18 protein-coding genes and 1 riboswitch are annotated in these 22,368 nt (G+C 38.6%); of the genes, 5 read left to right on the top strand and 13 right to left on the bottom strand.

What is annotated here, in order from left to right; genetic code table 11:
- Positions 1-208: 208 nt before the first annotated feature.
- The 3 genes from ACIQXI_RS21220 to ACIQXI_RS21210 all read right to left on the bottom strand — a co-directional run bounded on the left by ACIQXI_RS21220 (position 209) and on the right by ACIQXI_RS21210 (position 2,984).
- Entirely contained in the window at positions 209-529 is a 321-nt protein-coding gene (locus ACIQXI_RS21220; RefSeq protein WP_402928406.1) for an NAD synthetase, read from the bottom strand.
- A gap of 146 nt (positions 530-675) precedes the next feature.
- Positions 676-1,500, bottom strand: coding sequence for an ammonia-dependent NAD(+) synthetase (gene nadE / locus ACIQXI_RS21215; RefSeq protein ID WP_402928405.1), 825 nt, complete (start codon positions 1,498-1,500; stop codon positions 676-678).
- A 14-nt stretch (positions 1,501-1,514) separates the two neighbouring features.
- Positions 1,515-2,984: a nicotinate phosphoribosyltransferase gene (locus ACIQXI_RS21210; protein ID WP_402928404.1), complete on the bottom strand. Its 1,470-nt coding sequence runs from the start codon at positions 2,982-2,984 to the stop codon at positions 1,515-1,517.
- Between the two features lie 312 nt (positions 2,985-3,296).
- Here ACIQXI_RS21210 and ACIQXI_RS21205 point away from each other — a divergent pair, with 312 nt between their 5' ends.
- Positions 3,297-3,638: a P-II family nitrogen regulator gene (locus ACIQXI_RS21205; protein ID WP_402928402.1), complete on the top strand. Its 342-nt coding sequence runs from the start codon at positions 3,297-3,299 to the stop codon at positions 3,636-3,638.
- A 13-nt stretch (positions 3,639-3,651) separates the two neighbouring features.
- Entirely contained in the window at positions 3,652-4,947 is a 1,296-nt protein-coding gene (locus ACIQXI_RS21200; RefSeq protein WP_402928401.1) for an ammonium transporter, read from the top strand.
- A gap of 97 nt (positions 4,948-5,044) precedes the next feature.
- Here ACIQXI_RS21200 and ACIQXI_RS21195 read toward each other — a convergent pair whose 3' ends face one another.
- Positions 5,045-5,545 carry a methylated-DNA--[protein]-cysteine S-methyltransferase gene (locus ACIQXI_RS21195; protein WP_402928399.1) on the bottom strand — a complete coding sequence of 167 codons (501 nt, stop codon included), beginning with the start codon at positions 5,543-5,545 and terminating at the stop codon, positions 5,045-5,047.
- Positions 5,546-5,665: 120 nt separating this feature from the next.
- Between ACIQXI_RS21195 and ACIQXI_RS21190 the strand changes: the two genes are divergently transcribed.
- The 3 genes from ACIQXI_RS21190 to ACIQXI_RS21180 all read left to right on the top strand — a co-directional run bounded on the left by ACIQXI_RS21190 (position 5,666) and on the right by ACIQXI_RS21180 (position 8,196).
- Complete coding sequence (locus tag ACIQXI_RS21190) at positions 5,666-6,397, top strand: ABC transporter ATP-binding protein (protein ID WP_402928397.1); 732 nt, start codon at positions 5,666-5,668, stop codon at positions 6,395-6,397.
- Positions 6,394-7,146: an ABC transporter permease gene (locus ACIQXI_RS21185; RefSeq protein ID WP_402928395.1), complete on the top strand. Its 753-nt coding sequence runs from the start codon at positions 6,394-6,396 to the stop codon at positions 7,144-7,146. The genes ACIQXI_RS21190 and ACIQXI_RS21185 overlap by 4 nt, the downstream gene beginning before the upstream one ends.
- A 75-nt stretch (positions 7,147-7,221) precedes the next feature.
- Positions 7,222-8,196 (top strand): proline dehydrogenase family protein, encoded by a 975-nt coding sequence (locus ACIQXI_RS21180; RefSeq protein WP_402928393.1) that lies wholly within the window; start codon positions 7,222-7,224, stop codon positions 8,194-8,196.
- Between the two features lie 250 nt (positions 8,197-8,446).
- On the opposite strand, the gene ACIQXI_RS21175 is transcribed toward ACIQXI_RS21180, so the two are convergent.
- The 9 genes from ACIQXI_RS21175 to ACIQXI_RS21135 all read right to left on the bottom strand — a co-directional run bounded on the left by ACIQXI_RS21175 (position 8,447) and on the right by ACIQXI_RS21135 (position 21,829).
- Positions 8,447-9,163: a 3-ketoacyl-ACP reductase gene (locus ACIQXI_RS21175; RefSeq protein ID WP_402928391.1), complete on the bottom strand. Its 717-nt coding sequence runs from the start codon at positions 9,161-9,163 to the stop codon at positions 8,447-8,449.
- Between the two features lie 86 nt (positions 9,164-9,249).
- The gene (locus ACIQXI_RS21170; RefSeq protein ID WP_402928388.1) at positions 9,250-9,855 is read right to left on the bottom strand and encodes a response regulator; all 606 of its coding nucleotides are present in this window, start codon (positions 9,853-9,855) and stop codon (positions 9,250-9,252) included.
- 15 nt (positions 9,856-9,870) lie between these two features.
- Positions 9,871-11,016, bottom strand: a complete 1,146-nt coding sequence (locus tag ACIQXI_RS21165) for a sensor histidine kinase (RefSeq protein ID WP_483869721.1) — start codon at positions 11,014-11,016, stop codon at positions 9,871-9,873.
- Between the two features lie 145 nt (positions 11,017-11,161).
- Positions 11,162-12,193 (bottom strand): Delta(5) desaturase DesA, encoded by a 1,032-nt coding sequence (gene desA / locus ACIQXI_RS21160; RefSeq protein ID WP_402928387.1) that lies wholly within the window; start codon positions 12,191-12,193, stop codon positions 11,162-11,164.
- Positions 12,194-12,322: 129 nt separating this feature from the next.
- The gene (locus ACIQXI_RS21155; protein ID WP_402928385.1) at positions 12,323-12,823 is read right to left on the bottom strand and encodes a GNAT family N-acetyltransferase; all 501 of its coding nucleotides are present in this window, start codon (positions 12,821-12,823) and stop codon (positions 12,323-12,325) included.
- Between the two features lie 99 nt (positions 12,824-12,922).
- Entirely contained in the window at positions 12,923-16,354 is a 3,432-nt protein-coding gene (gene metH, locus ACIQXI_RS21150) for a methionine synthase (RefSeq protein WP_402928383.1), read from the bottom strand.
- Positions 16,347-18,194, bottom strand: coding sequence for a bifunctional homocysteine S-methyltransferase/methylenetetrahydrofolate reductase (locus ACIQXI_RS21145; protein ID WP_402928380.1), 1,848 nt, complete (start codon positions 18,192-18,194; stop codon positions 16,347-16,349). The genes metH and ACIQXI_RS21145 overlap by 8 nt, the downstream gene beginning before the upstream one ends.
- A 90-nt stretch (positions 18,195-18,284) precedes the next feature.
- A riboswitch (SAM riboswitch) is annotated at positions 18,285-18,384 on the bottom strand.
- Between the two features lie 295 nt (positions 18,385-18,679).
- The gene (gene hemG, locus ACIQXI_RS21140) at positions 18,680-20,068 is read right to left on the bottom strand and encodes a protoporphyrinogen oxidase (protein ID WP_402928378.1); all 1,389 of its coding nucleotides are present in this window, start codon (positions 20,066-20,068) and stop codon (positions 18,680-18,682) included.
- Between the two features lie 471 nt (positions 20,069-20,539).
- Positions 20,540-21,829, bottom strand: a complete 1,290-nt coding sequence (locus ACIQXI_RS21135) for a protoglobin domain-containing protein (protein WP_402928377.1) — start codon at positions 21,827-21,829, stop codon at positions 20,540-20,542.
- Between the last annotated feature and the right edge of the window lie 539 nt (positions 21,830-22,368).

Below are 22,368 nucleotides of genomic sequence, written 5' to 3'. Positions count from 1 at the left end.
GCTTTGCCGGGCACAAGCCTATAAAGTAGTATAACGTTTCGCTTACAAAAAAGTTACAAATTTAATTTTTTTAACCAAAAATACTGACGCGTGATGCTTTAAAATCTTCAGTAAATGCGCTGGAATTGCTATGAACTAAAAAAATCGAATTGTCGCAACAGCAAAAACCCTCTATACCAAAATTGGTATAGAGGGAGGGATTATTAGGCTATATGGAAGTTCGGTAACTATTGTGACGCTTCTTTAGCTTACTAAGGCGACTTAATTTTCCGGCTGTTTCCGTTAATTCATTATGAATTTGCACATCACCTTCACTATTAACAAAGGTAGCCTCTAATTTATTGTGATGTTGTTGTTGCTTTTTCCTCTTAATGGTTGAGCGCTTTTTATCTTTATTTTTTTGCAAACTCTTTTGAAATTGCTGCTGTGCATTATGGCTAAAGTTATGACTAAGATCACCAGCATGTAAATACTGTTGTTCATTACGAAATGTACTGCTGGTCATCGCACTTACGCTAGAAGTCCTCATTTTTAGTTACCCCCCTTTACAATTTGCACTCTTTATAGGTATTTATATCGACATTATATGCAGATATTTAAGCAAACAGAACCAAAAATACGAAAAAGAATAGAATTATTCAAATTAATTTTTGAACAACTCTATTCTCACAAGCTTTATTTCCAAAAATCATCAAAAATTGTAATAGGCATATGGCGTTTATGTTGAGAACGTAAATAATGTTGCTCGAGTGTTTCACGAGCATCCTCTGGTATTGCCTTGCCTTCTAAATAATCATCAATCTGCTCATACGTTAAACCAAGTGCTACTTCGTCAGGTAAGGATGGACGATCTTCCTCTAAGTCCGCAGTTGGCACTTTCAAATATAGATGTTCAGGGCAATCAAGCGCCGCTAATAGCTGTTTCCCCTGACCCTTATTGAGACGGAAGATAGGCATTAAATCTGCCCCACCATCACCAAACTTTGTATAAAAACCTGTAATCGCCTCAGCTGCATGGTCGGTTCCTAAAACAACTGCACTATTCATAGCAGCAATCGAAAATTGCACTTTCATGCGCTCACGTGCTTTTTCGTTCCCTTTGACAAAATCACTAAGTGGAACTCCAGCATTTTCTAAAGCACGGACACTCGCATCGACCGCCTCTTTAATATTCACTGTGTAGGTATGGGTTGGCTGTATGAAATCAATAGCATCCTGACAGTCCTGTTCATCCTTTTGAACACCATATGGCAAACGCACTGCCCAAAATGAATATTTGTCCTCGCCCGCTTCTGCATTCAACTCATCCACAGCCAGTTGCGCTAATTTGCCTGTTAACGTGGAATCTTGTCCACCCGAAATCCCTAGCACAAAGCCTTTTAGAAAGCTATATCGTTGCGCATATGCCTTTAAAAAATCAATGGATTTACGAATTTCTTGTTGTACATCAATCATTGGCAAAACGCGTAATTCTTTAATGATTTGCTGTTGTAATGTCATAACATTCCCACTCCTTACCCTTTGACAATTCGATTAACCATATCTCGAACTTCTTCAATATTGCGCATTTTATTATCCCAACATTTCTGGCTTAAATCGACCGGATATTCTTCCGGATTCATGGCACGCTTATATTCATCCCATAACAGTTCTAAATTTTCAGCGGCATACTTTTGCATTTCTACCAACGTTGGATTTTGGTAAATCACTTCGCCATTATTAATAACATGCTGATGTAAGTTTTTCGCTTCGAAATTCGTCACGAACTTCGATACAAATGTATGCACAGGATGGAACATTTTTATGCGCTCTTCAGATTGTGGATCTTCATCGTGCATCGTAATGTAGTCACCTTCTGATTTCCCATTTTTCCGGTCGATAATGCGATAAACATTTTTCAAGCCAGGTGTTGATACCTTTTCAGCATTTGCGGAAATTTTAATTGTATCCTGTAACTGGCCATGTTCATCTTCAATTGCCACCATTTTATAGACAGCTCCTAGTGCAGGTTGATCATAAGCCGTAATAACCTTTGTGCCAATGCCCCACATATCTACGCGGGCACCTTGAGCCTTTAAGTTTAAAATTGTGTATTCGTCTAAATCATTGGAAACGACAATTTTAGCATTTGGGAAGCCTGCTTCATCTAACATACGACGCGCCTCTTTAGACAAGAAAGCAATGTCCCCGCTATCTAGACGAATACCAATAAAATTAATTTTGTCCCCTAGTTCTTTTGCTACTTTTATAGCTGTTGGCACACCTGATTTCAAAGTGTTATATGTGTCCACTAAAAACACACAATTGCGATGACGTTTAGCATAAGCGTGGAAGGCATCGTAATCATTTTTATAAGCTTGAACAAGGGCGTGAGCATGCGTACCTGCTACCGGTATGTTAAATAGTTTCCCCGCACGAACATTGCTCGTGGAAGCAAATCCTCCTATAAAGGCTGCACGTGTTCCCCAAATAGCCGCATCCATTTCATGCGCACGACGTGTACCAAATTCCATCGCCATTTCATCTTTTACGATTTGCTTAATACGACTTGCTTTTGTCGCAATTAGCGTTTGGTAGTTCACAATATTTAACAGCGCTGTCTCGATAAGTTGGGCTTCAACTAACGGCGCTTCAATACGTACAATTGGCTCATTTGCAAAAACGAGCTCCCCTTCCGCCATCGAATACATATTCCCTGTAAAACGAATATTTTTTAAGTAGTCAATGAAATCTTCTTTATATCCAACTTCTTCGCGCAAATAAGCGATATCGGATTCACTAAAACGAAAGTCTCGTAAATATTCAAGCATACGTTCCAATCCAGCAAATATGGCATAGCCATTTCCAAATGGTAATTTTCTAAAATATAATTCAAAAACCGCTTTTCTTTTATGTATGCCATCAGCCCAATAAGACTCTGCCATATTAATTTGGTATAGGTCCGTGTGTAGCGCTAAGCTATCGTCAGCATAGTTTGATCTCATAGCAATTCCCTTCTTCCACTTTCATAATTAGTCCTAGTATACACTATATACCCAAAATCTTGCGTTTTACACGTTTTCTATGACGTGTTAGGTTTTCTAACATGAATAGTCAGAAAATTTAGAACCGTTCATAATTTAGACACAAATTTTAGTACCGCTTTCATTCCCTTAATATTTAGCTTTTTAGCAAACTATTACGGAAAACGAAATATACCATGTAATATAACATAACATGAGTTTCAAAAAAACAATTGCGTCGTTTATCAGCTCACTTTAGTATGTAAATTAAATTTACGCAAGGAGCTGATGTGAGTGAAAAAAATAGAAGCCATTATTCGGCCAGAAGTATTTGGCATTGTACGAGACGGACTGGCAAAGGTGGGCATCGCTGGTTTAAGTATTTCTGAAATCGCTGGCTGCGGTCGTCAATTAGGTCATACAGGTTTGTTTCGTGGTAATACGTATGAAATTGAGTTTTTACCAAAATTGAAGTTAGAAATGATTATCGATGACGACAAAGTTGAGGCGATTGTGGAGGTTTTATTACGTGATGCTGCAACAGGTAAGGTCGGAGATGGAAAGATTTTTATTTATCCAGTAGAACAGGCAATTCGCATCCGCACGAAAGAAGTCGGATCCATTGCTGTAGATTAAGGGGGAGATTGCTATGGAGGACGTACTATTATCTGTCAATTTAGTTTGGGTTATGCTCGGTACCATTTTAGTATTTTTTATGCATGCAGGTTTTGCAATGGTTGAGGCTGGTTTTACACGCTCTAAAAATGCCGTAAACATTATTATGAAAAACTTTTTAACTATATCGCTTGGGGGTATCGTCTACTTTCTATGCGGTTATGCCATTATGTTTGGTGACACAGCCGGGGGCATCTTCGGAACAAGCGGATTTGCTTTAAACGGTGTGGATGATCTGTCCTTCTTTATTTTCCAAACAATGTTTGCTGCGACAGGTGCAACAATCTTATCAGGTGCAGTAGCAGAACGTACAAATATTTTTGCTTATATCGGCATTATTATCTTAATGACATTACTCGTTTATCCCGTAGTAGGACATTGGATTTGGAGCGGTCAAGGTTGGCTAACCGATTTAGGTTTTATCGATTTTGCAGGTTCTACAGTAGTTCATCTAACCGGTGCTGTCGCAGCCTTTGTAGCAGCAGTCATAATTGGACCACGTTTAGGCAAATATGAAAATGGCCGCGTCAACGTTATTACCGGTCATAGTATTCCACTTGGCGCATTAGGCGTGTTTCTTCTATGGTTTGGCTGGTTTGGTTTTAATGGCGCATCTACGCTAGCAGCAGACCCAACTCTCGTACCAAGCGTTATTGCTAATACGTTCTTCGCCGCTTCGGCTGGTGTTGTTGCCACTGCATTCTACACAAAATTCCGCTACGGTCATATCGACGGCTCACTAACACTCAATGGCGCATTAGCAGGGCTTGTAGCTATTACGGCTGGTGCCGCTAACGTCAGCATTATTGGTTCCATTATTATCGGCTTTATTGCCGCACCTTTATTAGTAGAAGGTGTTCGCTTTATCGAATGGAAATTAAAAGTCGATGATCCGGTTGGTGCAATTGCAGTTCATGGTATTTGTGGTATTTGGGGCACATTGGCAGTTGGGCTATTTGATATCAACGGTCAAGGTTTATTTTACGGTGGTGGTGTCAGTCTACTAGGTATTCAAGCAATAGGTGTAATTGCGACAATTGCTTGGGTAGGCGTTTCAGTCGCAGCTGGCCTATTTATTATTAAAGCCTTTGTACCTCTACGAGTATCGGTTGAAGAAGAAATGACAGGTCTAGATGTTATTGAACACGGGACTCCCGCTTATGAATATCAAGAAGTTTTTAAAAGCTCTGCTATTCAAGGTGAAACATTTGCACAGCGTTTAACTCACATCGGCAAAACGCAAACAACTGTCACGGAAGAGCATGTCTAGCATTTAGAACTACTTTACTATAGAAACAACAAAACTCTGCTGGATGTTCTCGACAGTCCAGCAGAATTTGTTGTTTCTAGCATGGCAACTATAAAAATTAAGCTTTCTCTAATTCAAGTAAAAACTCTTTCATTGTCAGCCCACTTCGAAAACCCGTTAGCTTACCATTTTTGCCAATCACTCGATGGCACGGGATAATTGCTAAAATTGGATTGGCGCCTATTGCACTCCCTACTGCTCTCACTGCCTTTGGCTTACCAATGCGTTCTGCAATTGCCGAGTAGGTTGTTGTCGTTCCATAAGGTAGCTCTTTTAGCGCATCCCATACAGCTAGCTGAAATGCTGTTCCTTTTACATGGATAGGTAAAGTGAATTCAGTAAGCTCCCTATTAAAGTAAGCCGTTAATTGCGCAACATAAGGCATACATTTTTCTTTGTTTTCCTCAAAACTGTAGCCTTTGAACGTCTTTTGAGCCCATTTTTCCACTTCTTCAAATGCGGTATTCGGCGTGCCTATATAGACAAGCCCTTCATCAGAAGCAATAATATACATCTCACCTTGTGCGTATGTTAGTGTATCTACATATAAAGTATTCATTCATCCGTTCCCCTCACTCGTTCTGATTAGAGTATACTGCAAAAAGGTAAAATAACTGTAGCGTCGAATTATTTCATGCTACAGTTATTTTACCTATAAGCTTAAAGGAGTTTCAACTACATGACTATGTTATATGAGCCCGCTATCCACCTTCAACAAGTGAACTTTACAGTAAATGACAAGACCATTTTGAAATCAATAACCGGTTCTTTTCCTCAAGGGAAAATTACGACACTCGTTGGTCCATCTGGTGCTGGCAAAACGACTTTATTGAAAATGTGCAACGGTCTGCTGTCACCGACTGAAGGCCAACTATTAATTAATAATCAGCCAATTACCAATTATGAGCCTACTACATTAAGAAAATATGTAGGAATTGCACTTCAAGCAGCACCAATGATTCATGGAACCGTATTTGACAATTTAGCACTACCACTTGTGTTACAAGGGAAAAAGCTCACTACGCAAGACGCCGTACAATATTTGCATGACGTTGGGCTCGATAAAAGCTTTTTGCATCGTCCCACCAAAGAGTTATCAGGCGGACAGCGTCAAAAAGTATCTATTGCGCGTACATTGATTAATGAATCTTCTATATTATTGTTAGATGAAATTACTTCCGCATTAGATCGACAATCCGTTCAAGATATCGAATCACTTATTAGGACAATTAACGAAAAATATAATGTTACAATAATTTGGATTACACATAATTTGCAACAAGCATTAACAATTGGACACTATACATGGGTCATGATTGGAGGAGGGCTTATCGAAACAGGAGAAAGCTCACTATTAAAAGCACCTAGTAATCCAAGAGTAGCCGAATTTGTTCAGGGGGTAAACGCGTGACCTATACATCACTTTCACTGACATTAATTTTTGTACTAATTCCTTTAGTACTTTCTAAAACATTTAAGTTAGGTCTTGAAAAGGACACACTGATTGCAACGGTGCGCTCTATTATTCAATTACTTGCAGTCGGCTATATTTTAAAGTTCGTCTTTGATGCCGGCAGCCCCATTTATATCTTTTTAATGGTGGCATTAATGATTCTAGCCGCCACATTAAATGCCCGTAAAAAGGGTAAAGGCATTAAGGGTATTACATGGAAAATTGTATTTACACTAATAATGGTGGAAGTTGTAACACAAGGCGTTTTACTAGGTTTCGGGATTGTCCCTAGCACCGCACAATATATCATACCGATTAGCGGCATGCTAATTGGCAACTCGATGGTTTTATCTATTTTATTTTTAAATCGTTTTACTGCAGAAATTACAAGTCATCATAACGAAATTGAACTCATTTTATCACTAGGCGGTACACCTAAACAGGCGATACATCGCCAACTAATCAATGCCATTAAAGCGAGTATGATTCCTACGATTGAAAGCCAAAAAACAATTGGGCTCGTACAGCTACCCGGTATGATGAGTGGCCAAATAATTGGTGGAGCGGACCCTATTCAAGCGGTTCAATTCCAACTTCTAATCATTTTTGCTCTGCTTACAACGGCAACATTATCGAGTATAATGATCGGTTTTTTAAGTTATCCTGTGCTATTTAACGAACGATTACAGATGTTAGAATTGAAATAATTGTTTTTGTGATATCATGACAGACTCTTCAAATATGTTATACTAGTAAGAAAAATGCAGTGAGGAGAATGACCCATGTTATTACGCGATTTTTTCATCCAATTATCTGAAAACCAACTATTAAATAATGCTGCAAAAAAATACGGCTTAAAATTAGGGGCCCAAAGTGTCGTAGCTGGTACAAATATAGAAGAAACGATTGCGAGCATCAAAGAATTAAATGCGCATAATATCTCTTGTACAGTGGATAATTTAGGGGAATTTGTTGCAAATGAAGAAGAAGCTACAAAAGCTAAGGAACAAATCCTCGCTGTCATTGAAGCAATTCACGAACACGGTGTTGATGCGCATATTTCATTAAAACCTTCCCAATTAGGTTTAGACATCGATGTTGATTTTTGCTACGACAATTTATATGAAATTGTTGAAAAAGCAGCAAACTATGATATTTTTGTTAACTTTGATATGGAAAATTACGGCCGTCTACAAACATCGTTTGATATGGTAGAAGAGCTTTCAAAAACGTTTAATAATGTTGGCACTGTTATTCAATCGTACTTTTACCGTGCTAAAGACGATATTGAGAAATTTAAAAACTACCGTTTACGTATTGTAAAAGGTGCATATAAAGAGCCTGCAGAGGTAGCCTTCCAAGATAAATTAGATATTGATTTAAACTTTATTGAACTGATTGAATATCATTTATTACACGGCAAATTTACATCGATTGCTACACATGACCATAATGTTATAGCTCATGTAAAACGCTTTGTTGCCGATAATAATATTCCATTTGATAAATTTGAATTCCAAATGTTGTATGGCTTCCGCACGGACATGCAAAAAGAACTTGCGAACGAAGGCTATAACTTCTGCGTATACGTGCCATTCGGTGAAGATTGGTATGGTTACTTTATGCGCCGTTTAGCAGAGCGTCCTCAAAATCTTAACCTTGTGACGAAACAAGTATTTACAAAGAAAACGAATGCCGTTCTTGCTGTAGCAGCTGGTGCCTTCGTACTTGGTCGCTTAACAAAGCGTAAAAAGTAAAAAAACTTGTCACCATTAAGGCATACTATGGGCATTGATTTTTGCTACGGGCAGGCGCTTTCCGCCGGCACACCGTAAGCTGTTCCCGCAGGAGTCGCCCACCCTGCGCTACAATCAATTAAATATAATATATTCATTAAAAATAACAAAAGGCATCAAGAGTTCAAAATCTTGATGCCTTTTATCAACTTTATATGTTGCCACCATTTTGACAACTTGTTTTTACTTCCACTTCATGGACAACTACTTTTTAAGGATTTGTTGACCAAAGACCTGCATGTTTTAAAACTACACGCGGATGTAATTTTAAGTTAGCTACCATTAAGTCAGCTAAATCTTCTGCTTGCATGACTTTTTCTGGATTACCATCAGTTAGTTGTAATTCAACCGCCATATCGGTTGCTACCGTACTTGGTGTTAACGTTACAACGCGAATATTATGTTTTCTCACTTCTAACATTAATGATTCACTCATACCAATAACCGCAGCTTTTGATGCACTATACGCACTTGTAATTGGTGCACCTTTTTGACCTGCAGTTGAAGAAATATTAATGATATCGCCTGACTCACGCTCTATCATTTCCGGTAGGACTGCACGTGTTGTGTAGTATACACCTTTAACATTTACATCTACGATATTTGTCCAATCCTCAGGTGATAGCTCTAAAAACTTGCCGAACTTCGAAATACCTGCATTATTGACTAAAATATCAATCGGCCCTAACTCAGCACGAATACTTTCAACTGCCGTTGTGATCGATTCCATATTAGCTACATCCGCTGTAGCTAACGCTACCTTTACATCGTATGCCTTTAATTCATCGGCAACTTGTTGTAAATTCTCTAACGTACGACCTACAAGCCCGACGTTGATACCCTCTTTTGCAAAGGCGATGGCTGTTGCACGGCCGATTCCACGACCAGCTCCAGTAATTAAAGCCGTTTTTCCAGTAATAGTTTGCATATATCTTACTCCCTTTTGAATAGTGATAGATCAAATCTATGTTTTTCAGCATACCTATTCATTGAACAAAAGTACATTCAGAAGGCTTACTTATTCCATCCTTTTTCCTTAAAGCGAGCAATGGCTTCAATTCGATTACCGACGTGAAGTTTTTCTAAGATCGTGGAAATATAATTGCGCACGGTCCCTGCCGATAAAAATAACTCGGCTGCAATTTCCTTCGTCGTCTTTCCTTCTGCTACAAGAGTTAACACTTGGCTTTCACGTTCCGTTAGTGGATTTTCACTGTCATCCTCGTACACAAAATCAACAAGTTCTGGTGCGTAAATTCGTTTACCATCGACAATTGTACGAATAGCACTTACTAATTCTTCAATAGGACTATCCTTTAATAAGTAACCTCGAACGCCAGCCTTTCTTGCTCGTTCAAAATAACCCGGTCTTGCAAATGTAGTTAAAATAATTACTTTACAGTCTGAGTTATGTAATTCTTCAGCTGCATCTAGTCCAGTTTTCACTGGCATTTCAATATCCATAATGCAAACATCAGGCTGATGCTCTGCTACAAGCGCCAATGCTTCCTCACCGTTTTTTGCTAAACCGACGACCTCCATGTCTTCTTCCATACTAAGTAAGGAACGAAGTGCGCCCAACAGCATCCCCTGATCTTCAGCAATTACAATTCGTATCATGCCATAACCTTCTTTCTATAGGTTTTTCAGATTTTCTTTAACCTTTTGGTGTGTAATTGTCACCGGAATAGATATCGTTAAAGTTGTGCCATTTTCATTCTCTATTTTAAATGAGCCATTTATAAATTCTAAGCGTTCATGCATGCCTTTTAAGCCATTGCCCGACTTCAAAGCTTGCTTTTTAGAAATGCCTTGTCCGTTATCACGAACAACTAAGTGTACTTCTTTAAAGTTTTGATGAAAGGCGATTTCACATTTGGTTGCTCCGCTATGCTTTACAATATTCGTGACAGCTTCCTTTAAACACATCGATAACACATTTTCAACGAGTGGTGGCACATGTAACGATTCTTTATCACCATCAAAAACAAGTTCCATTTCAGCCGCTTTTAAAATTTGAGAAACGCGCATAAGCTCATCTTCAAATCTAGTTGTACGCATATCTGACACCAATTCTCGAACCTCTTTCAAAGCAATGCTGGCAGTTTGGCGAATATCCTTTATTTCGACTAATGCTTGCTGTGGATCACGAGCAATCAACCTAGAGGCTAAGTCGCTTTTTAAGCCAATCATTGATAATTTTTGGCCAAGCGTATCATGTAAATCCCTTGCAATTCGTTGTCGTTCCTCAAAGACAATAAGTTCGGCAATACGTTCATTTGCCGTTTCTAGTTGACCTTCTAAATTTTCACGCTTATTTTTTGAATAGATTGTTAAAGGTAAAAGGACCACCGCTAAAATCGTTAATACAACAAACGGAAGTTGCGATAAGAATAAATTTAGCTCAACAAAGAAACCAACCCCTGTAGAAATCACAGTAAAACCGATATGAAGACCGTACATTATGTAAAAGCCAACAGGTCTACGAATATTCCCAATAAAAAAAGCTGTAAAAATCGATAAGTACACATAACCATACAAAATCGTTAAAATAATATTTATGACCATTTCAAAGCTAATCCACATGTAGACTAGCCCATTTTTAGAGTTCACCGAAAATCGATAAAAAATAAAATAGAGCATTAAAAAAGTAATCCCTATTGTGATTTCAATAGACGATGATTTTCTAAAAATAAAGAAAAACGGTAGAAAACAAAAAATAACCCATAAATAAATACTGAGCATAGGACTATTCGGAATGATACTATGCCATTTCTTCATCATAATCTCACGCTCTTTCCTACTTTTCCCTACATTATAACAAGAAAAGAATTTTTGCGCCTTTACTTGCTATTCCGTAGCTTTTAAACGAACAAGGCTTTATTTATATAAAACAGCCATCCCACAAAGAGATGGCTGGATACAACTAAGCAGCAATAGTGCCTTTCGTTTTTCGTTTAATTATGTCATTCACATCTTTAAAAGTGACAAACTTACCTTGTTCTTCGTCATATAATTTATAGCGTAAAGATTCGAAGCTTGTACGCAAAGTAATTGTAGTAGCTGTATGCAACGGCGGCGTTTCATTATGCGCTTTTTCAAGGTTATAGTTCGGTACACGTGGTGCTAAATGGTGTACGTGATGGAAGCCGATATTACCCGTTGCCCATTGTAATAGTTTTGGTAGTTTATAGTACGAACTGCCTTCAACAGCAGCTTTCACATAATCCCAATCGGAGTCGTGCTCGAAATAAGAATCCTCGTACGTATGTTGGATATAAAATAACCAAATTCCAAGAGAACCTGCGATAAATAACGTCACACCTTGAACTAACAAAAATGCTTGCCAGCCCATAAAGTAAACAAGACTTGCGCAGATGCCTAAAATAATTATGTTTGTAATATATGTGTTCATGCGTTCTTTTTGTTTAGCATCTTTTCTATTAAAGCGATTCAAAATTAACACCATATATAATGGGCCTAAGCCGAACATCACAAATGGATTACGGTAAAAACGATACCACAAACGTTGACCTTTTGAAGATTGTAAATATTCTTCTACTGTCATCATATCAATATCACCAATACCGCGTTTATCTAAATTCGAACTTGTTGCGTGGTGAATTGTATGTTCACGCTTCCATTTTTCATATGGGAACGATGTTAGCACCCCAGTTACTAAGCCCACCCAATCGTTTGCTTTTTTACTTTTGAAAAATGAACCGTGGGTACAATCATGGAAAATGATAAATGTTCTAACGACAAAGCCAGCAGAAATAACACTTAGACCTGCAGTTAACCATGGCGAAACATCAACTAACATATATCCAGCAATCCATAGGACAATTAACGGTACTATTGTATTGATCATTTGAAAAATGCTTTTACCTGTATCTGATTTCGCAAATGGTGCTACATCTTGGCGCAATTTCTTTGTTTTTTCTTTATCTGTTGCCATTCCTTTTTCCCTCGTTTCCTTTTGCTTATGACCTCATCATAAAACAAGAGAATAACTAGCAATAGACGCAAACATCATAAAAAGCATATGACATTTGTCATAAACATAATCGATTGTCAAGCCACTAGCTTACTTTTCTGGTCCAGGTAAAGACAGTTGGTAGAATACTAAATCTAGCCATTCATTAAATTTATAACCCGCATTTTTAATTGTGCCTGCATATTCAAAACCTAACTTCTCATGCGCCTTAATACTTGCGATGTTTTCTCCATCGATACCGGCTACTAGAGTTTTAACGCCTTGTTTTTGTGCGATAGCAATCAACTGTTGCATCAGCTTGCTGGCAATGCCTTTCTTATAATGCTCCTTATGTACATAGACGGAATGCTCCATCGTATGCTTATAGCCCGGATAAGGACGAAACTGACTGTAATTTGCAAAACCTGCTACTACTCCACTATCAATAAAAACTAGTAACGGATTGCCTGCTGCTTTTTGCTCTTGGAACCATTGGCGTTTTTCTTCTAATGTTTGTATGTCATACCTATAGACTGCCTTACTCGTTAAAATAATGTCATTGTAAATGGCTAAAACCTCTGGTAAATCTTTTTCTTCCATCAATCGAATCATCTTGTTCACGTCCCCACCGTAAAAGAAATAGACCCTACCGCTAGCGGTAGGGTGTTGTACTTCACTGCAAATATTCCATTCGCGTCTTCACAAACTAAATTATACGTTAAAATATCTTGCATCTGGATGTGCAAAAACAATTGCAGAAACAGAAGCTTCTGGTTCCATCATAAAGCCTTCTGTTAAATGAACCCCAATATCCTCAGGCTTTAATAAGCCAAATAATTTCTCTTGGTCTTCTAAGTTCGGGCATGCAGGATAGCCGAAAGAGAAACGTTGTCCTTGGTATTTTGCTGCAAATCGGTCGCGCATTGTGAAATCTGTCTTATCTGGGAAGCCCCATTGATCTCGAATTTCTTGATGCATACGCTCGGCAAAGCCTTCCGCAAGCTCAAGCGCGGTTGATTGTAGAGCATGACTTTCAAGGAATTTCCCTTGCTCTTTTAACTGGCGAGCTGTCGCCATTACACCTTGACCAGCCGTTACAACCATCAGCGCAATATAGTCCATTTCACCACTATCTACTGTTTTCAAGAAATCTGCTAAACACATAAATGGTTCCACTTGTTGGCGAGGGAAAGTAAAACGCTCAATTTCCGTTTTACTGTCTGCTGGATCATAAACGACTACATCATCTCCATCGGCTTGCGCCGGGAAGAACTGATACAAACCAGAAGGCTTCAATAAATCACTTTGTAAATAATCATCAACTAACTCTTTTAGCTCTGTAGCACGTGCATCCCCTGCATCGAGCAATTGCTGAACTTGTCCTTTAAGCCCTAAATGATGACCAATTAATGTCCGCATATTTACATAAGGGTATAAATGTGACACTGAATAATCCTTTTTCACATGACGACGAACATCCGCTGGTAGGAAAACCGGCGCATCTTTTATTGTACGTACTGGTTTCACCGTTATTTCTTTTTCAGGTCGCGCTGCACGTTTTTCGTCTGCTTCTAATCGTTTTTGACGAGACTCTGCTATTTCAGCTAAAAAGTTTTCTCGCGTCTCAGTTCCCATTAACAGATTTACTTGCTCTAGCCCTTGCATCGCATCTTTTGAGTAAATAACAGGACCTTCATATTCGTTGGCAATTTTCGTTTCAGTAAAGCGGCGAGACAACGCTGCCCCCCCTACTAAAATCGGCACATCAATACCTGCTGCTTTAAAATCTTGCGCAGTAATAACCATCTGCTGAGCAGATTTAACAAGTAAGCCCGACAAACCGATAAAATCAGGTTTTTCTTTACGTATAGCCTCGATTAACTGTGATGGCGTAACTTTAATACCTAAATCGACCACTTTATAGCCATTATTACTTAGAATAATATCTACAAGGTTTTTGCCAATATCATGCACATCGCCTTTTACCGTAGCCAGTACCATCTTCCCTTTACCAGCACTGTCCTCATTTTTCTCCATAAATTGCTCAAGATGAGCTACAGCTGCCTTCATAACACCTGCAGATTGTAATACTTCCGCTACGATCAGCTGATTGTCATTGAATAGACGGCCAACTTCCGCCATGCCTTCCATTAGTGGTCCATTAATAATATCAAGCGGCGCGTCAAAAATTTCACGAGCAGCATCCAAGTCTTCAATAAGCCCTTCTTTTGTACCTTCTAAAATATAGTAAGCTAGACGCCCTTCCACCGTTTTCGGAATATCCGCTTCTGTTTTTTCTTTCTTTTTATCACGATAAAAATCAGTAAATACTGCTAATGTTTCATCATTTGTATTAAATAATAGATCATTCGCTAGTTTAATTTCCTCTTCAGGAATTGATGCATAGCGCTCAAGCTTCTCTGTGTTCACAATTGCGTAATCTAAGCCAGCCTGTGTACAGTGGTATAAATAGACTGCATTTAATACTTCACGGCCAACTGGCGGTAAGCCGAACGAAATATTACTAACACCCAGCACGGTTAAAGTACGCGGCATTTTTTCTTTAATAAGACGAATGCCCTCAATCGTTTCAAGTGCTGAACCAATATATTGTTCATCTCCTGTACCAACAGGGAACATTAACGGGTCAAAAATAATATCCTCAGGTGCTAAGCCCCATTTTTCCGTTAACAGTTGATAAGAACGCTCGGCAATTTCCACCTTACGATGACGGTCTACTGCCATGCCTTTCTCATCAATAGTACCAACTACTAAAGAGCCACCATATTTTTTCACGAGTGGCATAACTGCATCAAAGCGCTCTTCTCCATCCTCTAGATTAATAGAGTTAATGATTGCTTTCCCTTGGGAAAATTTTAGTGCTTCTTCAATTACTTTTTCATCAGTAGAGTCAATTACGAGTGGGACCTTAACTTTTTTTACAACCTCCTGCATAAAGCCTCGCATATCAGCTAATTCATCACGATCAGGGTTCGCTAAGCAAATATCGATTACATGTGCTCCATTTTTCACTTGTGCGCGTGCAATTTCTGCCGCTTCCTCATATTTTCCGTCAACAATTAGATTTTTAAATTTACGAGAACCAATAACATTTGTTCGTTCCCCAATAAATAGTGGACGCATCGAATCATCATAAACTAATGGTTCAATACCCGATACGACATGACCATGCGTTGCTTCAGGTAATTGACGGGGCTTTTCATCCTTTAGTACTTCACGAATTGCTGCAATATGGGCCGGCGTCGTACCACAACAGCCTCCGACAATATTTAGCCAGCCTTTTTCGGCAAAGCCTTTTAATTTTTGAGATAAGGACTCTGGTGATTCATGGTAGCATCCTTCCTCATCAGGCAAACCAGCATTAGGATAACAGCTAATATAACCTGTAGAAAGCTCTGCTAATGACCGAATATGGTCTGTCATAAATTCTGGACCTGTCGCACAGTTTAAGCCAACTGACAGTGGCTTAATATGCTCGATTGATATGTAAAAAGCATCAATTGTTTGCCCTGCTAATGTTGTCCCCATTGGCTCAATCGTACCGGAAATCATCACTGGTAGCTCTTTGCCTGTTTCTTCAAAGGCACGTGAAACACCAAGCGTACCCGCTTTCACATTGAGCATATCCTGACTCGTTTCAAGAAGCAGTACATCTGAACCCGCTTCAATGAGCGCCTTTGCTTGCACATAAAAGTTCTCTTCCAGCTCATCAAATGTAATACCGCCAGTTACGGATAATGTTTTCGTCGTTGGCCCCATTGCCCCCGCTACAAAGCGAGGCCATTCTGGCGTAGAAACTTCGTCGACTACTTTACGCGCAATTTCCACTGCCCGTTTATTTATTTCTTCTGCCTTAGCCCCAAGATCGTATTCATTTAATACGAGTGGCGTACCGCCAAACGTATTTGTACAAATAATATCCGCTCCAGCATCTAAATATTTTCGGTGAATCTTTTCAAGCACATCCGGTCTAGTTAGTACAAGATTTTCGTTACAACCGTCGAGCTCTTCGCCACCAAAATCCTCTGCTGATAAGTTTTCATTTTGAAGCATTGTACCCATAGCGCCATCTAGAATTAAAATTCGTTTCTCCAGTTGCTCTTCAATCAAGTGCTTAGCCATCTATACTTACCCCTTTTTTCTGTTCATCCAATTGCTCAATATATTTCATTAACTCCAGCGTCATATCATAGCGTAAAAACGGTGTGATTAAATAAATTCCATTGAAATATTCTGCAGCTACTTCTACTAATTCTTTGGCAATTGCAATTCCTTCTAATGTTGAACGTTCTTTATCTTCGCCACATGCCTTCATACGCGATAGGGCATCGTCCGATAATTTAATACCTGGTACTTCATGGTGTAAAAATTCTGCGCTCTTATAGCTCGTTACTGGCATTATACCGATATAAATCGGTGTTTCTAAATGCTTTGTCGCTTCATAAATTTCGATGATTTTTTCTTTCGTATATACAGGTTGGGAAATAAAATAATCTGCGCCATGTTCGATTTTTTTCTCTAGGCGAGCTACTGCACGATCTAATACACGCACATTCGGGTTAAAGGCTGCCGCAACGGAAAAGTTTGCTTTTTTTCGAAGTGGCTTTCCTGAAAACGATATCCCTTCATTTAACTGCTTAATTAGTTGAATAAGCTCCATTGATGAAACATCATACACACTTGTCGCACCTGGGAAGTCGCCAACCTTTGTTGGATCGCCTGTAACCGCTAAAATATCATGTATGCCCAGCGCATTTAACCCCATTAAGTGTGACTGCAATCCAATTAAATTGCGGTCACGACACGTAATATGCGTTAACGGTCGGACACCGTGCGTTTCCTTCAACAATGCTCCCATCGCCACATTACTAATGCGCGGAGATGCTAGCGAATTATCTGCCATCATCACGACATCTGCACCGGCCTCATATAATTTTTTGGCACCTTGAATAAAGCCATCAATTTCTAAATGTCTTGGTGTGTCTAACTCCACGATAACCGAGCGCTCACGTTTCACCTTTTCGTGCAACGGTTCATATGTTGCAGGTTCTGCTTCGCGTACAACTTCAACTTTTTCGGGCTTTGTATACTTTTCTTCAACAGGTGTTAACTCTTCTAAATATTTTTTTGCCGCTGCTATGTGCTTTGGTGTCGTACCACAGCAACCGCCGATTAATCGCACACCTTGGTCACGTAATGCTACCGCTGCTCGACCAAAGTAATCTGCTTCTGACTCATAAACGACACGCCCATCCTCTAAATCTAGCAATGAGGCATTAGGATATGCGGACATAAACGCTTTGTCAGGTAGCTCAACACCCTCAAATGCTTGAATTGTATGGTGTGGGCCTAAACGACAATTGACGCCTACCACATCTGCACCCAATGCTTCTAGCTCATGTAATGCTTGATTTAACGCCATACCATTTTGCAAGACACCTGGTTCATGCATCGATACTTGAGCAATGATAGGTAGTTCTGTTTTCGCACGTAACATTGTTAACGTTGCACTTAGTTCTTCGAAATCATAATACGTTTCTAGTAAAAGACCATCAGGATTTCCTGCCAGTAACACAGTCGCTTGCTGTTCAACAGTCGCCAAGATTTCCTCTAAAGTTGCATCACTTTTACGAATACCACGGATGCCACCAATTGTACCTAAGACAAATTGTCCGCCCTCGGCTGCAGCACGTTTTGCAATTGTAATAGCGGCCTCATTAAACTGCTGAACACGCGATTCTAAACCGTAGCGCGCTAATTTAATCGCATTGGCTCCATATGTATTGGTTTGAATCACATCTGCACCCGCTGCGATATATTCTCTATGAATTTTTTCGATTAATTCTGGTCTCTGCACATTCATTTCTTCATGGCAATACTCCAAGCCATAGCCATATAATACAGTACCAATGGCCCCATCAGCTGTTAACACATGCGTTTTTAATTTTTCTAGCAATCCCATAAAACGTAGCCCTCTCTTTCGTTATACGCAAAATATAAAAAGCCTTCTTTTTACATAAAGAAGGCTTTAACGAATCGTAATTGTTGTTCCTTCTCATCTTCGACCAGTGTGGTCTTCTGGATTTAGCACCTGACATACGTTGGTTGCTGAAGCGTCATCGGGCCAGTCCCTCAGCTTCTCTTGATAAGAATTTAGTATGAATTTTTCAAATAATTAAAAGAATCATATCGTTTACAGACGATAGAGTCAAGACTATTTCACTTAACAAAGGATATTTCTTCAGAAAATTAACTTATTTCAGCTTTATTTCACCTGTGTATGGATTTCATCATGACCTTGTCTTCATTTCACTATAGGTGCAACTTTTTAAGTCTGGGTACTAGTAAGCTATCGCTCCAGGTTGTGCTTTCCGCGGGCAAGCTCAGTCCAGGGCCTCGGATTGCTTGCTGATCCCGCTGGAATCGCAACATTTTGGGATAATTTAATTATCGTAGTTTTTTTGCAAGCGCTTCGCCTACTTGTTTACCATTCTGTATGCAAGCACCAATGCCTACACCGAAATAGGAACATCCAGCTATCGATAAATTTGGATACTTTTCTGCCAGTTCGACAGTTAAACCTTTTAATGCCTCATGATGTGCTAAATCATATTTTGGCATTTGATCAATCCATTTTGCTACATTTACGACAGTTGGTTGTTCATCAATGCCTAAACTTTTCTTCACATCGTCTAACGCGACAGCTGCTAATTCTTCATCAGTCATTAAGCGTAATTTTTCATACGCGGGATTAATGCTCTTATAAAAGAGTCGTACAAGCAACTTATTATTAGCAGATGTATGCTTCCATTTGCGACTTGTCCACGTTGCAGCATTGCATTGGACATTCGAATTATGTGACACAATAAAGCCAGTTCCATCTGCCGGCAACACTGCATCTGGCACATCAAAACCGAGGTAAATTGTGATCGCAGAAGCTGTAGTAAATTCATTGAAATAATGATCCAACGATGGGTCCTGTAATAAGCTTTGCACCGCTTCATTAGGTAACGCTAATACAACATGCTCTGCCTCCAACTTCCTACCGTTTGCCAAGGTAATTGCATATTGCCCCTCATGTCTCTTTACACTTGTTGTTGCTACGCCTTTAATAATTTCTACTTCTGTTAATGTAGCTTCAAGACGCTCGATTAGTGAGGATAAGCCTTTTTTAAATGAAATAAATTTTTTATTGGAAGCTTTCATAAATTGTTCGCGATTTGCGTCAAAGCCCTTAATAATACTGCCGTATTCATTTTTATAATCGATTAAGTAAGGCAAAGTCGAAGCAATGGATAGTTGATGAAGATCACCAGAATATACCCCTGCCAGTACAGGTGCAATTTGATTTTGCACTAACTCTTCCCCTAAGTAATATGTCAAAAATTCGCCTATTGAACTTTCTTTAGTGAAGCCATTATTTGGCATCGTTAAATCCTGTAAGGCAATTTTTTTGCCAGCGTCTGATACAAGTGTACTTGCTTCGAGTGAAGCTATACTCATTGGAATGCCGAACGTAGAATCAGCTGGTATCGCATGTAGCTCGTCATTTGTATAGATATAAGATATCCCTGTTTCGTTGTACACGAGCTCCTGTTCAAATTGAAGCTCTTGCACTAACTCCATAACGCCTTTATGACGGGCAACAATAGAATCAGCGCCCGTTTCCATAATAAAGCCTTGGTCATTTACAGAGTGTAACTTACCACCTAAGTAAGCATTTTTCTCGACAAGCACTAATTTCACATCTATGTTATGCTCCAATACTTGTCGCTGTAAATAATGCATCGTACATAAACCGGTAATTCCGCCACCTAATACAACAATAGTTTCCATGAAGAATCGCCCCTAATTTCTTTATTTATCTCCTATTAGTATAAACTGTTTTGCCAAACATTTACGTTCAACCCATTACAAATTTCGCAAAACTCATCCAAGCTAAAAATAAAAACCCGCAAATTGTTTGCGTGCCTGTCACTTTAATAGCTACTAAATTGCAAAATCCCTATTACTTTGCACGACACACGATAAGCTACAACCCCGCTAAGCAAGCAGTTTATGGCTTCCCACATGCCGTGCTGATTCGCAAAATTCACTGTGGATAACTCACCTGCAATATTCAGAATTGTTTGCGTGCCAGGCACCAAAAAAAGCACTAAAAAACCGCTGTGCTTTTCGTCAATTGTGGCAAGAGCATGTAGATGACAGCTCTTATCCGACCAAAGGAAAGCACAGCGGATATTTTAAAATAAAATTTATTGGACTTTAATTTTAATGACATTTTCCCATATCAATACACAACATAAATTAGTTTAAGTTTTGCGCAACGTTAGCTAATTTATCTGCAGAATTGGTTACTTCATTGAATGCTAGCCCAAGCTCATGAAGGACTTGAGATACTGCTATAATTTCTTTTTCCATACGATCATTTTGGCACTTAGCTTTTGTCATAGCATCTAGTATTTTGTTAAATTGCCCCTCAGTTTGAGCCATGTTTTCCTCACCAGACGCCACTTCTGACTGAATATGATGGAGCGAGTGAGCTAACTTATCTGTGCGCTCCGTTGTTTTTTCTAATAATTTTGCGACAGATGTAACAGACTCTTTCGTTTGACTAGATAATTTACGCACTTCGTCTGCTACAACACTAAAACCTTTCCCCGCTTCTCCAGCACGTGCTGCTTCAATAGCTGCATTTAAAGCAAGTAAATTCGTTTGATTGGCAATGTTCGTGACAACATTCATAATAGATTCCATTTCCTTGGACATATCCGTCAACTGCTTAATATTGTAAGAAATATCATCGACTGATTGAATAATATTACACATATTTTTAGATTGATGTTGTAAACGTTCACGACCATCTACTGCTTGACTTTCAGCTAAAGTGCTGACCTGTAATGACTGCTTCGCCAATTGTTTAATGGCCTGTGATTGACTATTTAATTGATGGAATGAGGCATTCGTTTCTTGAGAAATGGCAGCTAGTCCCTCTGAGGACTCTACGATTTTTTTCTCAACTGCTTCTTTTTCACGCTCAACATTTTCTTTCAGCTGCTCAACTGTACTTTCAAACGCTTCAAGTACAAGTTGTTGCTCAAAATTTGATATTTTAGAAATAGCACGTATTGTATTGAATTGATCCATTGGATTCTCTACATGTTCTTCTACTAAATCAATAAATGACAAAGCTAAATCTTGGAAAGCACAAATATACCATTGCGTTCTCAGTCCAATATGTACATGTACTTTTGCGATGCTTACTCGTCTTTTATAAAAATCCTCATCAATTGTGCCATTAAACATTTCAATAATATGTCGACGCAATGTAATCTTCAATTTATCTACGGAACTATGTTTATTAATAATATCTACTAAACTTTGCTCAGTTCCTATCATGTTATAAAATCGGTCAACGATGTGATTTATGTTGTCCTCAACAAAAGGTTTAAAGGCTTTTAAATATTGTAAATCTTGTTTTGTCAAATTTAGCATTTCAATCTGCTTCACCAACGTTCGGGAGTTGGGAACATCCATTGTCACCGAATATTGTTGTAAATCTAACGCCATTGTCTTTTTCTGTTTTTGAAAAATCACACTTTTCCCTCTTTCATTTACAAGTTCTTTTGAAAAGCTGAGCAACATACCATTTCCGTTTACCCAAATATACTGATAAAAATATGAAAAAATACCACGACCAATAAAAATTTCACAAGAAAATAATATAACAAAATAACATTATAATAATCAATAATGCATTATTTTTCTAATTTCAAAGTACTCATTTACATTATACATTTTAATATTAATTGTCAATTTATATTAACCTATTTTTTACCATTTAACACTATAATATTTATTAATAAACAAAACAGGAATTCAGTATTATTATGTAATAAAAAATATACAACAACATTTTTCGTTAGCCATATCTACGCTATTTAAAGAACATTTACTAGTTCTATTATTATTAGTCCATGCATAATTAAGTAGCATCTATTGCAGTATTATTCAACAAGTAATTTCACAAAGGTCATTAAACCTAAATATATCCTGAAAAATAATGCAAAATAACCATTACAAACAAAACATATAAACAGTGATATATACCTAATGCGTTTCCACCAAGTTTACGT

This window comes from Lysinibacillus sp. NPDC097195, assembly GCF_044762075.1.
Taxonomy (GTDB): Bacteria; Bacillota; Bacilli; order Bacillales_A; family Planococcaceae; genus Lysinibacillus.
Note: the sequence above shows the minus strand (reverse complement) of the source record. Positions and strands in the feature narration are given on the sequence as shown.